The sequence below is a fragment of the Flavobacterium sp. genome (assembly GCF_039595935.1).
Taxonomy (GTDB): Bacteria; Bacteroidota; Bacteroidia; order Flavobacteriales; family Flavobacteriaceae; genus Flavobacterium.
Genome location: NZ_JBCNKR010000006.1, coordinates 1529294 through 1542023, shown reverse-complemented (window position 1 = coordinate 1542023; position 12730 = coordinate 1529294). Strand labels below are relative to the sequence as shown.

The 12730-nt window shown below is 30.9% G+C and carries 14 protein-coding genes; 11 read left to right on the top strand and 3 right to left on the bottom strand.

Annotated elements, in window-relative coordinates:
* Positions 1-11 precede the first annotated feature (11 nt).
* Genes ABDW27_RS16550 through ABDW27_RS16515 form a run of 8 tightly spaced genes read left to right on the top strand, consistent with a single transcriptional unit; the run spans position 12 to position 7392 of the window.
* Positions 12-446, top strand: coding sequence for a type II secretion system protein (locus tag ABDW27_RS16550; RefSeq protein WP_309847562.1), 435 nt, complete (start codon positions 12-14; stop codon positions 444-446).
* 1 nt (position 447) lies between these two features.
* A complete protein-coding gene (locus ABDW27_RS16545; RefSeq protein WP_343696898.1) occupies positions 448-930 on the top strand; it encodes a hypothetical protein in 483 nt (160 codons plus the stop codon).
* Positions 930-2333, top strand: a complete 1404-nt coding sequence (locus tag ABDW27_RS16540) for a GspE/PulE family protein (RefSeq protein ID WP_343696897.1) — start codon at positions 930-932, stop codon at positions 2331-2333. The genes ABDW27_RS16545 and ABDW27_RS16540 overlap by 1 nt, the downstream gene beginning before the upstream one ends.
* A 4-nt stretch (positions 2334-2337) precedes the next feature.
* Entirely contained in the window at positions 2338-4242 is a 1905-nt protein-coding gene (locus ABDW27_RS16535; RefSeq protein ID WP_343696896.1) for a type II and III secretion system protein, read from the top strand.
* 2 nt (positions 4243-4244) lie between these two features.
* Positions 4245-5432: a hypothetical protein gene (locus ABDW27_RS16530; protein ID WP_343696895.1), complete on the top strand. Its 1188-nt coding sequence runs from the start codon at positions 4245-4247 to the stop codon at positions 5430-5432.
* Positions 5425-5949, top strand: a complete 525-nt coding sequence (locus tag ABDW27_RS16525; RefSeq protein ID WP_343696894.1) for a hypothetical protein — start codon at positions 5425-5427, stop codon at positions 5947-5949. The genes ABDW27_RS16530 and ABDW27_RS16525 overlap by 8 nt, the downstream gene beginning before the upstream one ends.
* On the top strand, positions 5933-6886 hold the full coding sequence (locus tag ABDW27_RS16520) for a hypothetical protein (RefSeq protein WP_343696893.1): 954 nt from the start codon (positions 5933-5935) through the stop codon (positions 6884-6886). Before ABDW27_RS16525 ends, ABDW27_RS16520 begins: the two co-directional genes overlap by 17 nt.
* Before the next feature lie 2 nt (positions 6887-6888).
* A complete protein-coding gene (locus ABDW27_RS16515; protein WP_343696892.1) occupies positions 6889-7392 on the top strand; it encodes a hypothetical protein in 504 nt (167 codons plus the stop codon).
* 56 nt (positions 7393-7448) lie between these two features.
* On the opposite strand, the gene ABDW27_RS16510 is transcribed toward ABDW27_RS16515, so the two are convergent.
* On the bottom strand, positions 7449-7754 hold the full coding sequence (locus ABDW27_RS16510) for a hypothetical protein (RefSeq protein ID WP_343696891.1): 306 nt from the start codon (positions 7752-7754) through the stop codon (positions 7449-7451).
* A 148-nt stretch (positions 7755-7902) separates the two neighbouring features.
* The gene (locus ABDW27_RS16505) at positions 7903-8760 is read right to left on the bottom strand and encodes a Two component regulator three Y domain protein (protein ID WP_343696890.1); all 858 of its coding nucleotides are present in this window, start codon (positions 8758-8760) and stop codon (positions 7903-7905) included.
* A gap of 183 nt (positions 8761-8943) precedes the next feature.
* Between ABDW27_RS16505 and ABDW27_RS16500 the strand changes: the two genes are divergently transcribed.
* Together ABDW27_RS16500 and ABDW27_RS16495 are read left to right on the top strand one after the other, a co-directional pair.
* Positions 8944-9432, top strand: coding sequence for a DUF1761 domain-containing protein (locus tag ABDW27_RS16500; RefSeq protein ID WP_343696889.1), 489 nt, complete (start codon positions 8944-8946; stop codon positions 9430-9432).
* Between the two features lie 119 nt (positions 9433-9551).
* Positions 9552-10697, top strand: a complete 1146-nt coding sequence (locus ABDW27_RS16495) for a GNAT family N-acetyltransferase (protein ID WP_343696888.1) — start codon at positions 9552-9554, stop codon at positions 10695-10697.
* Between the two features lie 54 nt (positions 10698-10751).
* Here ABDW27_RS16495 and ABDW27_RS16490 read toward each other — a convergent pair whose 3' ends face one another.
* A complete protein-coding gene (locus ABDW27_RS16490) occupies positions 10752-11621 on the bottom strand; it encodes a diacylglycerol kinase family protein (RefSeq protein WP_343696887.1) in 870 nt (289 codons plus the stop codon).
* 65 nt (positions 11622-11686) lie between these two features.
* Here ABDW27_RS16490 and ABDW27_RS16485 point away from each other — a divergent pair, with 65 nt between their 5' ends.
* Positions 11687-12649 carry an App1 family protein gene (locus ABDW27_RS16485; RefSeq protein WP_343696886.1) on the top strand — a complete coding sequence of 321 codons (963 nt, stop codon included), beginning with the start codon at positions 11687-11689 and terminating at the stop codon, positions 12647-12649.
* Positions 12650-12730: the final 81 nt, after the last annotated feature.

Genomic DNA, 12730 nt, shown 5'->3' with positions numbered 1-12730 from the left:
AAAGCACATAAATGTTAAAAACAATTAAAAAATACCACAAATCTTACAAAAAACTATATGTTAAAGCCTACTCTTTAACAGAAATTTTAATTGTATTATGTATCATTGGTATCTTATTACTAATGGTATTACCTAACCAAACCTCGGTTATTGGGCAGGCTAAAGCTATTGAAGCTCAGGCTATGCTGAATCAGGTTTACGGTTTAGAAAAAAGTTATTTCTACAGACATTCAAAATATTCAGGCAGTTTAGAAGAAATTGGTTTCGAACAGGAAAAAACCGTAGACGAAGGTGGTCAGGCGGTTTACAGAATCGAAATTATAGATGCTTCAAACGATTCGTTTATGGCCAGAGCTACTGCAACATCTGATTTAGATGGAGACGGAAGTTTTAATACCTGGGAAATTGACAGCAAAAAAATACTAACAGAAGTAACAAAAGAGTAAATTGAAAATAGCCCTCGTCATTTTGTTATTTTGTTTAATCATTGTTTTTATTCAGGATTGGAAATACAGAAAAATACATTTGGTTTTACCGCTTGCTATTTTTACTGCTTGTTTCTTTTTGCTTCCTGTAGAAAATTATGCTTTTGGCGAAATTGTACTCTTTAATACAGTTTTCTTCCTGATAACATTAGGCATTCTGACACTTTATATGAGTTTGAAATCTAAAAAATTTCTAAACCCTTTCCAGCATTATTTCGGATTGGGTGATTTGCTGTTTTACATTGCGGTTACTCCGTTATTTTTATTAAAAAATTACATTTTATTTTTCATATTATCACTTCTTTTTGCCATTCTAATGCAGTTTGTATTAAAGAAATTCATTAAGGAAGAAACAGTTCCTTTGGCAGGATTTTCGGCATTGTTTTTATTTGTTATACTACTGAAAGACTATTTTATACCCTTTCAAAAAATTACATTATTATAATGAATCAGAATATCGAAATCCTTCCCGAAATACAGCATAGTGTATCTAATGATTTAGCAAATCAATATAGAATTCTGCCAAAATCGATGTATGAAAATACTATAGAATTGTATGTTGACGATTCGAATAATAATGAAGATGCCAAAGATGAATTAGAATTGTTTTTAGGAAAAAATATTGTTTTTCATCCTGCAGATTCTTCTGAAATTGAAAGGGCTTTATCGATTTACTACAGAAAAGAAAGAGCTTTAACATCAAACAAATCTTTGAATGTTGACAAAGGTGATTTTCTGGAAAATTTACTGGCCGAAGCAAAATCATTAAAATGCAGTGATATTCATTTTGAAGTTTATGAAAACTCTTCCCGTATTCGTTTTAGAATTGACGGTCAATTAATTGAACGCTATAAAATCGAACAGGATAATTATCTTGAATTGGTCAACAAAGTCAAGATTAAAGCCAAATTAAATATTACCGAGAAAAGACTTCCACAGGACGGAAGGATTACCAATGAATCTTTTGATATAAGGGTTTCGATTCTGCCAACATTATTTGGAGAAAAAATAGTAATGCGTCTTTTGGGTCAGGATGCTTCTAATATAGATTTGAATACTTTAGGTCTACAAAAAGAAGAATTAGAAAAATATCTTGAAGCGGTAAAAAAACCAAACGGAATTATCTTAATAAGTGGTCCAACAGGTTCTGGTAAAACCACAACGCTTTACGCTACTTTAAGATTATTAAACGACAGCCGAAGAAATATTGTAACAGTCGAAGATCCAATCGAATATACCTTAAAAGGAATTAATCAGGTACAGTTAAAAGAAGATATTGGTTTAACCTTTGCTTCTGCTCTAAAATCATTTTTACGTCAGGATCCTGATGTTATCATGTTGGGGGAAATTCGTGATTCGGAAACAGCGCTAATGGCTATTCGTGCGTCACTTACAGGACATTTGGTTTTATCAACTATACATACCAACTCAGCAATTGGAACTATTTCAAGGTTAATTGATATGGGAGTTCCCTCCTATTTAATTGCCGAAACTTTAAATTTATCTGTTGCGCAAAGACTGGTTAGAAAACTTTGTGACTGCAAAAAAGAAACGATAAGTAATCCGAAAGATTTCCCGCTGAATTTTAAATTTCCATTTGAAATTTCATCTTATTACAAACCTGTTGGATGCAACAAATGTTTTCATACCGGTTATAAGGGAAGAACAGCGATTTACGAAATTTTAAACATCGATCATACTATTGCAGAAGCAATTAAAAACAATACAATTACAAAATTATACAGTAATGACCAAAATTATAAATCGCTGCCAGAAAAAGCATTTGAAATTTTAGCCGCCGGAGAAACATCTCTAGAAGAAATATACTCAATTTTAATAAACATATAACCTAATGTTCAAACAGATAGTTTTCGCACTCGCTGCGTTACTTTTTTCAAATATAATTTTCGCTCAGCAGGATATTGTTGAGTTAAGCAGAAAATTCGATGAATTTTCAGTACAAAAAAAAGGATTAAACGAAACCATAAAAATTGACGTTTCGGGATTGACGCTGCACGATTTTATCGCATCAATTGCCGAAGAACATCAATTAAATGTGGATATTGATGCCGATCTGAATCAGCCAGTTGCCAACAATTTTTTTGATGTAACAGTAAAAGATGTTTTTATTCACCTTGTTCAAAAATACGATCTTGAAGTTTCTTTTATGAGCAATATTATTGTTTTCAAAAAAAGAAAAATTGTACCTGTTGTCGAAAAAAAGCAGCCAAAAATTATTGATGTAACGTACAATCCTCAAAATGATTTTCTTTCAGTAAAACTTGAAAACGATACTTTATCTGCAGTTGCAAAAGCTATTATTGATAAATCGGGGAAAAATATAGTTCTGGCTCAGGACATAAAAAACATTAAAGTTTCTTCTTACATCATTAACCGTCCTTTTGATCAGGTCATCGAAATGATGTCTAAATCAAATGATTTAAATGCTGTTAAAGATGACAATGGTGTTTATTTCCTGCAAAAAATGACAGCTCAGGCGCTAAATATGCAAACAACAGGACCAAAAGCAAAACAGCCAAAAGTAGGTCTTGGTGTTCCTGGTTTTTATGAAGTCAATATCAATAAAAATGGTTTTCTGCAAGTCAACGCTTATATTGCCGATGCCTCTGATTTATTGACAGAAGCGGCTGAAAAACTTCACATTAATTATTTTCTATACAATAAACCTGAAAACGAAAAAACCACACTATCTGCAGACAACATTACTTTTGATGACCTTTTAGCCAATATCTTTAAAGGAAAAAAATATACCTATAAAAAACAAGGCGATTTATATATAATTGGAGAAGAAGCGACAGAAGGATTAAGAATAACTGAAATGATTCAGTTAGAAAACAGATCTATTGAATCAGTTGTAAATACGCTTCCTAAAGTTTTTTCTGAAAAATTAGAAATAAAAGAATTTATTGAATTAAACGGATTAATTGTTTCTGGTTCAAGGTCTATTTTAGAAGAGCTGAAAGTTTACATGAAACAAATTGATAAGGTTGTTCCGATGGTACAAATTGAAGTTATTATTGTACAATACAATAAATCTTATGATGTACAAACAGGATTGAAAGCGGGATTGGATAAAATAAATGCTACGCAAACCGGCGGTGTTTTATTTCCTAATTCTGATGTGACATTAAATGGTTCGTCTGTAAATAGTTTAATAAATGCTTTTAATGGTTTTGGGTTGTTTAAAATTGGAAAAGTAACTGATGCTTTCTATCTCAACTTAAAACTTTTAGAAACTAATTCGGCCTTAAAAATAGAATCTACTCCAAAAATTGCAACAATCAGCGGGCACGAAGCTAAATTATCTATTGGAGAAACCAGTTATTATTTTGAGCAAAATAACCGATTGATAAACAACAATATTGGAAATGACATTTTGAATTCTGGAACTTGGAAATCTACAGATGCCAATTTAAGTGTTTCAATAAAACCATACGTTTCAACAGATGAAAATGTAACCTTAACAATTGCTGTAGAAAAGAGTTCTTTCCTTGCCAGAGCTGGTGAAAATGCTCCTCCGGGAAAAGCAACTCAAAAATTCGAATCTTTAGTAAGAGTAAAAAACGGAGAAATGATTTTACTTGGCGGTTTAGATGAATTGAAAAAAGAAAATTCAGGTACAGGAACTCCGCTAATATCGAGAATTCCAATTATTAAATGGTTTTTTAGCAGCAGAAAGAAAGCAAAAAGTGATGCCAAACTTCATATTTTCATTAAACCGACAGTTATTTATTAGTAATGTTTAATACTTTATCTAAATTCATAAAAATAAACGACTTAAACGTTGTTGGTGTAATCAAAAAAGAAGATTACGAAATTTATAATCTGCTTACTATAAAAAAGAAAGCAAATAAGATTTCTATTGGTGCTAAACTAACATTTGAAAATTTTGAAAGCTTAACAAAAACAATCGACAAAAAACTTCCGGTTTTAATTGTTGTAGATGGAAAAGGGGTTTTAAATAAAGAAATTGACTTTGAAAACGAAACTGATTTAAACTGGCAGAAAAACATTGATTATAATGCTATTTATTATACCGATATAAAAGGTTTAAAATCAAATTTTATTAGTTTTTGCAGAAAAAATATTATTGAAGAATCAATCTCAAGTTTTCAAAAAAACGGTTTTCAGGTTATCGATGTATACGTGGGTTCATTTTTGTCGGCTTTATTAAATAGTGCTTTAAAAAAAGACGTTTTATTTTCATCTGATTTAAAGCTTGAATTTCAGGACGAAAAACTAATTAGCTTTTCTAAACAAAATGAAAATGTACAGTCTGTTAATTATCAAATTGGAGAAGATACTGTTTCAAGTTCATTTTTACCTTTATACGGTTCTGTTGTTCATTTTTTTATAAAACAAAAAGAGGTTTCAAAAACGGTAAACCCTAGTTTAAATAGTGAAGAATTAGTTTATAAGAAAGCTTTTAATATTCTTGGTTTGGTAATGCTTTGCGGTTTTCTGGGTTCATTATTAATCAGCTACTTTTTAATACAGTATTACGGCACTAAAAATTCTGAATTGAATCTGCAGACTGTATATTCAAATCAATCCTATCAATTGATTTTAAATCTGGAAGCTCAGAAAGAAAAAAAGCTGAACTTATTAAAAGAGTCTGGTGTCTTATCTTCTAAGTTTCTTTCTTTTTACAGTTATGAAATTATAAAAACAATCCCGGGTAATATTTCGTTAAATGAATTAAATGTTATTCCGTTAAAAGAAGAATATAAAGAAAATAAAAAAGCATTATTTAATAATGGAATTATCATTATTAAAGGTGAAACTTTTGAAGAATCGTCTTTTAATAATTGGTTAGAGAATTTAAAAAAAATGGACTGGCTGAAGAATTTTGAGATAATCAGTCTAAAAAAGGATAAAAAAAATAAATCAATATTTGAAATAAAAATCATTCTAAAAAATGTTTGAAAATTACTCTTATAAGCAAAAATTTTATGCCTTGATTGTGGTATTTTTCATGCTCTCTATCGCAGCATACAAAAGATCCTTTCATACTTTATTTGAAGTTGTTTCAGAGTACAAAACACTTTCAAAAAAGGCAGATGATATTAATAAAAAATCAAAAAATACCGGAACGCTTGAAAATGACATAGCCTATTTAGATAAGATTATCGGGAAAGAGGGTGTCACAAAAGAAATGGTACAGCAGGGAATTGTAAGTTTTGCATCGACAAATTCTAAAAACATTTCAATAAGCGATCTAAAACCTATTCATGATTTTCCTGAAGACGACTATCATATTATTACAAACCAGCTTGACGTTACCGGAAACGCAAATCAATTATTAGAACTGGCTTATAGTTTTGAAAAAAACTTTGACTATTCAAGAATGGTCAGCCAGGATTTCTACACCACAAAAAAGAATAACAAATCGGAAGTTTTACATTTAAAAATGATTTTTCAAAATTATGAAAACAATAAATAAAATTATATTAATAGCCCTTGCAGTCTTTGCTTATTCATGTGAAGATATTCTTGAAGAAGATATTAGCGACGATACAATCCAGATTATATCTCCAACAAAAGATGCAAAAATAGAAAGTAATGTAGTTAATTTTAAATGGAACACTCTAAAAGGTGCAGATAAATACCGCATTCAGGTTTTTGAATCAAATCAGGTTTTAGTCTTAGACTCACTTACTACCAAATCAAGTTTAACCCTTCCGCTTGAATCAGGAAGTTATATCTGGAGAGTACGAGCTGAAAATTATGCTTATGAATCTACTTATTCATTCCCATCAAATTTCTCGACTACTATTCCAGATGACTTAACAAATCAGCAAGTTATCTTAACTAGTCCTGATAATGATAAATTTGTAAATTTTATCAATGTAACATTAAATTGGGAAATACTGGAAAAAGCAACCAGCTATAGTGCAAAAGTTGTTAATAGCTCGACAGGGCAGGAAGTTTTTTCTAAAACAGATTTAACTGACAATTCAGTAACACTTGATTTACCAACTCTGGCTGATGGAAATTATGAATGGAGAATAAAAGCTAAGAATGACGAAAGTGAAACAAAGCAATATTCTGCGAGAAAATTCAATATTGATACTACGATTCCGAATCAGCCAAAAAATACATTACCGGCCGATAATTCGACTCAAACATCTGGTACAACAACAACTTATACCTGGAGTATTGCATCTGATGTTGGAAATGCAAAATCACCTATTTCGTATGTAATTGAATTTGCAAGTGATGCTGCATTTACTTCTATTGTACAAACATTAAACAGTAACACAACAAGTGTACAACAATCATTTTCTACTGCCGGAATTTATTATTGGAGAGTAAGAGCCGTAGACGGGGCCGGAAACATAGGAACTAATAGTACAGGATTTAAGCTTACAGTTAATTAAAAATGGCTAAAAAAAAGATAAATATTATTCTTATTATTGTCGTTTTAGGTCTATGGGGAACTGTAGGCTACAGAACTGTCAGCCGATATTTTGGCACCAATAATGTAACTTTCAATACAGAAGTTCAAAACAAAAATATTTCTCTTAAAAAAGTAAATAAAGATACTTTTGAATTAGAAAAAATAAATCGTGATCCATTTTTAAATAAACAATTTCAAGAAACGCCATCTATTACGCAAAAAGCAGTTGTACATCATAGTGTTATAAAAAAGGCTCCTTTAGCGGTAATTCCTCAAAAACCTAATGCTAATATAAGCTGGCCTGCACTAAAATATTTTGGATATATTAAATCTAAAGATCAGGAAATGGTGTTATTAAAAATAGATTCTAAACTACATAAACTCAAATTAAATGACCAAGTAAATGGACTAGTCGTGAGAAAAAAATATAAAGATTCAATCGAAGTTTTTTTTAATTCGGAAAGCAGGATAATTCGATTAAAATAAAATTACATAAAAAAAGCTTCAGATTTCTCTGAAGCTTTTTTTATAGTATCTACATCTTACGCTCTAAACAAAGCATATTTATTATAATTAAACAAAACCCTGTCATAAGGAACATAAAGAGAAACAATCTTCTCAGATGATTCATCAAATTTAATTCCGTTGTACTTTCTGAAAAGGTAAATTTCTTTTAAACAATTTGAAAGACTTTGGTGAATTTCACTTGTAAAAGTTGGCACTTTTTTGTCGCCAACCAAAAGGTCGATTTGGTAATTAGAACTACTTTTTGATAAATTGTTTCCAATAATTCTTAAAGTAAAAGTTGTTGCTTTTCCGTATTGCTCACCTTGATATTGTAGTGTCATAATTTTAGAGTATAAAGGTTATTATTTTCTTTTCTGACTTTATTTTGAAATTGAATCCAATTTTAAAGTTATGAAAAAAAATCTTTCTGTTAAATTTATTGAAGCAAAATTAGCTAACATTTTCTATAGAAAAACTCCGTAAATAAAATTAATTTACAATACTGTTTTCCGGCATTTTTTCTTCGTTGATATCCAGTAAAAATAAATTTCCGTTTTCGTCAAACATAGTCATATTCAAGGCATCTAATACAATCAGATTTTTTGAAACCGATCCGTTAAACTTATTGTATGAAAGATTTAGTTCAGATAAGTTAGGCAGTTTTTCCAGTTCCTTCGGAATTTCGCCTTTAAAATTATTATCAAATAAACTTAGATTTTCCAGGTTTACTAAATTCAAAATGGCTGTATTCAAATTTCCAGATAACTTATTATTATTTAAAAGCAATACCTTCAAAGTTGAAATCTTATATAAGGAAACAGGCAGAACACCTTCCATTTTGTTATCAAATAAACAAAGGATTTCTAATTGATTCAGATTTCCAATTTCAGCTGGTATTTCTCCGGAAATATTATTCTTAAAAAGCTCTAAATCTTTTAGTTTTTTCAGGTCACAAATTGTTTTAGGAATTGCTCCCGATAATTCATTTGAAGATGCATTAAAAACCTCCAGATTTTTAAAATTACCAATTAAGTCTGGCAACTGCCCTTTAAGAGCATTTTTATGAAAATCTACAGATACCAAATTTATGAGCTGGAAAAACTCAGCCGGCAGTTCGCCTTGCAGATTATTATCGGCGAGATATAATGCGGTTACTTTTCCGTTTTCAGTACGAACTCCATACCATGTCTCGACTGATAACGATAAGTCCCATTTAATTTTCCATTGCGAACCATTCGTCGCATAATATAATTTTATTAGCGCGTCTTTCTCTTTATCTGAAACAGTGTCTGCAAAAATATTTAGAGAAAAAACACATGCTAAAAAAAGTGTTGCAAAGCTTTTCATAACAGATTTGGGGGAATATGTTTTTCTTGGGTCAAAATTAGTTAATTACAAGATACAAAGTGACTTATGTCAATAAAGTGTTGATAAATAAAAATCCTATAGTAATTTTCTCTCTTTTAAAATATCAAAATCGTTGTAATTTTTGTTTACATTTGAAATAACTAATTACAAAAACCTAATATTATGGAAATTAACTTTTACGCATTACTGGCTGCCGCAGTAGTTACACTTATTGTTGGCTTCATTTGGTATCATCCAAAGGTATTTGGAACAATCTGGATGAGAGAAAACAATTTTACAGAAGATGACCTTAAAAAAGGAAGCATGCTTAAGATTTTTGGGCTTACTTATATCTTCTCATTAATGCTTACAGTAATATTAATTGGTGTAACAATTCACCAGTCTGGAGCAGTAGGAATGGTTGGCGGACCACCATTGCTTGCTAACGCAAAACCATCTTTTGCTGCATTTATGGCTGACTACGGAACTGCTTACCGCACTTTTAAACATGGAGCGCTTCATGGTTTTATGTCGGGATTGTTTTTTGCGCTTCCTGTAGTAGGAATCAATGGTTTATTCGAAAGAAAATCCTGGAAATACATTTTTATTCACGCCGGATATTGGATGGTTACGCTTGCTTTAATGGGCGGAATTATCTGCGGATTTGCATAAATTATAAATAAAATAAACCCGTTTGAAACCAAAACTCAAACGGGTTTTTCTTAATAATAACTTAAAGAAAATAAGTTATTATAAATATTCCCTAATTTTGAAGAAATTAGCTCATACTTTTGAATACAACTTATTCTTTCCAAATATATAAAAGCGCCTCAATACTCCCTGCTGAATGGAATTTGCTCGCTGCTGAAAATATCTTTTTAACACGGGAATATCTTGAAGTTCTGGAAACTTCCTGCCCGGTAAACATGATTTGTCATTTTATTGGAATTTTTGAAGAACAAAAACTAATCGGAATTGTTTTAACGCAATTTTTATTTGCCGAAAAACTGGAATCTTTTGGTGAACGGGATCAGTGTTTAAAAACTTCTGTTCGAAATTTTGCATTAAAGAACTTTGCTTCTCACGTACTATTTGTCGGAAATAATATGCTGACTGGACAAAATGCATTTTTTTTTGATAAAAATATAAAGGAATCAAAAGCTATAAAAACACTTCACAAGGCTGTTAATAAATTAAAAAAAGATTTAAAAGAAAACGGAAAGAAAGTTCATATAACCAGTATCAAGGATTTTACTGAAGAAGAAATTAAACCACTTCAGGCTGAATTTAAAAACAATTATACTTTTTCGACTCAGCCTAATATGATTTTTGAAATCCATGAAAGCTGGAAAACTGAACAGGATTATATTGATGCTCTATCTAAGAAATATCGGGACCAGTACAAACGTGCCCGCAAAAAATCAGAAGGAATAGAAAAACAACAAATGTCTTTAGAAGATATTCGAAAATACGAAGATGTTATTTACGATTTATATTTTCATGTTGCCAAAAACGCTCCTTTCAATACTTTTTTTCTCGCAAGAAATCATTTCAGCTTTTTTAAAGAAATCATGGGTGATAACTTTTTACTTTATGGTTATTTTTTAGACGAAAAACTAATAGGTTTCAACACCTTGATAAAAAACGGAAATGTCATGGATACCTATTTTTTAGGATATGACGAAAGTATTCAGCGCGAAAAAATGCTCTATCTAAACATGCTTTACGATATGATTGGCTATTCTATAAAAAAAGGGTTTAAAAAGATTATTTTCGCCAGAACAGCTCTCGAAATTAAAAGTTCTGTTGGCGCAAAACCTGTGAAAATGTACGGTTTAATTACACATAGTAATGCTTTGATTAATCATAATATTGCGAGATTTTTTAATTATTTAGAACCAAAAACCGAGTGGCAGGAACGTAATCCGTTTAAATAATAACTTTGACAAAGTTTAGAACTTTGTCAAAGATTTACCAAAGATTTTTAATATTTAAGGAACCGCCAGTTTCATCTGCTTGTGCAGAATATGTATTTCTAAAGCATTTTGTGCTCCACAATATTCCCCATCAATCTGAAAATGAACCGGATAATCTGTTTTGATTTCAGCTTTATCTGTCGAAATAATCACAATGTCATCAGAATCAATTGGCATATTTCCGGTAATAATTTTACCAATTAAGAGTAAGTCAAGGCTTTTTAAAATCACCAGTTCAAACTTTCCATCGTTCATTGCTCCATTCGGATTGATAATAACTCCTGTGCCGTATTTTTGAGAATTCGCAATTACAATCATTCTCGCTACATGATCGACCGTTTTATTATTGGCAGAAATCGTTGCCACAAAAGGCTCGTCAGATTCCGTTAAAGTCGTAAAAGCCTGCAAAGCATAACCCCAAAAACCTCTTACATCGCTCTGTTCGTAATTTTTAACCAAATTGGCATTCAAACCAAGATCACTTAAATGGATGCTTTTTTTGCCATTAATACAAATCATATCCATTTCGATGTAATGGTGCTGAAATGCAATTTTAAGGTTTTCTTCAATTCCTGCCGGCAGGTTTAAATCAACCGAAAGTCCGTTTGCAGATCCTGCCGGAAGAATCCCAATAATAACATCATGTTCTTCCATTGCTTCTGCAACCATTTTTATAGTTCCGTCGCCTCCGGCTACAATAATTCGTTCCGGTTTATATTGATTATACAGTGCTTTTATCTCTCTTAAATCGTTTTTACCAGTCGTTTCATAAACTTCTAAATCAAAATGATTTGTTGTCGCAAACTCCTGAACAGCCTCAATCAAATCTGACTTATCAAGGTCTCCAGATATTGGGTTTACAACAAATATGATATTCTTTTTCAATGTTTTTATTTTTAAAAATCAATTAAAATAATTAATTTACAGTGTAATATAAATATACGGAATTAATGAAACCAATTTTACAATTATATCGCGGTTATGCCAATGAAGAGGAATTAATTGTAATGGGGCATGTCTTTAAGAGAACGTATGATTATGATTTTCAGAAGAAAAACTTAAAAAATGCACGTTCTGTTGTCAATCAGTTTAGAATAAAAACTATCGAAAATTTTGATGTTTATCTTAAATGCGGCAAACAGGAAATCCATACCAAAACGCTCGACGATGGTTATTTTAAATTCTGCATTCCGCTTGAAAAAGAAACTCAATTTGGCTGGATCGAATACGAGGTAAGCATTAAATATGGCGGTAAAAATATTGTTTCAAAAGGAAGTTTTATACGTCCGCATAAAGGAAATTTAGGAATTATTTCTGATATTGATGATACTTTCTTGATTTCGCATACGCGGAATATCTTCAGGAAAATGTACATCTTACTTTTTAAAAATGTAAATGACAGAAAAGTTTTCAAAGATGTAGTTCCGCATTATCAGGCTTTAAGTTCCGCGGGAAGAAATAATAAAGGGGAAGAAAATGCTTTTTTTTATGTTTCGAGCAGCGAATGGAATCTGTATCGGTTTATCGTAGAATTTACTAAAATTCATAATTTGCCGCGAGCCGTTATTTTATTAAAAGATATTCGAAGAGGAATTACGGATTTCTTTATGAGCGGAAGAGGAAATCACGATCATAAATTTGATAAAATAAAGCATGTTTTAGAGTTTTATCCTAATTTAAAATATGTTTTATTGGGAGATGATTCTCAGCATGATCCTGTTTTATACGAACGAATCTGTAAAATATTCCCCGTTACTGTTATCGCGGTTTACATAAGGCAAACCGGAAAAAGTAAAAAGAAGGAAGTTAAAAAAATCATGAAAAATTTAGAATCTTTGGATGTTGCAGTTTGCTATTTTAAAGAAAGCAGCGAAGCTATTGCACATTCTAAATCTATAGGAGTGATTAAGTAGTTTTTTGTTTCAGGTTTTAGGTTTTAGGTTTTAGGTTTTTCTGATACAAAAAAACCTTTGTCAAAGTTTGAAACTTTGACA

Excerpts from the sequence above, each read along its gene's own strand:
- ABDW27_RS16550 (WP_309847562.1), top strand. The coding sequence starts at position 12 with ATGTTAAAAACAATTAAAAAATACCACAAATCTTACAAAAAACTATAT.
- ABDW27_RS16540 (WP_343696897.1), top strand. The coding sequence starts at position 930 with ATGAATCAGAATATCGAAATCCTTCCCGAAATACAGCATAGTGTATCT.
- ABDW27_RS16535 (WP_343696896.1), top strand. The coding sequence starts at position 2,338 with ATGTTCAAACAGATAGTTTTCGCACTCGCTGCGTTACTTTTTTCAAAT.
- ABDW27_RS16530 (WP_343696895.1), top strand. The coding sequence starts at position 4,245 with ATGTTTAATACTTTATCTAAATTCATAAAAATAAACGACTTAAACGTT.
- ABDW27_RS16525 (WP_343696894.1), top strand. The coding sequence starts at position 5,425 with ATGTTTGAAAATTACTCTTATAAGCAAAAATTTTATGCCTTGATTGTG.
- ABDW27_RS16520 (WP_343696893.1), top strand. The coding sequence starts at position 5,933 with ATGAAAACAATAAATAAAATTATATTAATAGCCCTTGCAGTCTTTGCT.
- ABDW27_RS16515 (WP_343696892.1), top strand. The coding sequence starts at position 6,889 with ATGGCTAAAAAAAAGATAAATATTATTCTTATTATTGTCGTTTTAGGT.
- ABDW27_RS16510 (WP_343696891.1), bottom strand. The coding sequence starts at position 7,754 with ATGACACTACAATATCAAGGTGAGCAATACGGAAAAGCAACAACTTTT.
- ABDW27_RS16505 (WP_343696890.1), bottom strand. The coding sequence starts at position 8,760 with ATGAAAAGCTTTGCAACACTTTTTTTAGCATGTGTTTTTTCTCTAAAT.
- ABDW27_RS16500 (WP_343696889.1), top strand. The coding sequence starts at position 8,944 with ATGGAAATTAACTTTTACGCATTACTGGCTGCCGCAGTAGTTACACTT.
- ABDW27_RS16485 (WP_343696886.1), top strand. The coding sequence starts at position 11,687 with ATGAAACCAATTTTACAATTATATCGCGGTTATGCCAATGAAGAGGAA.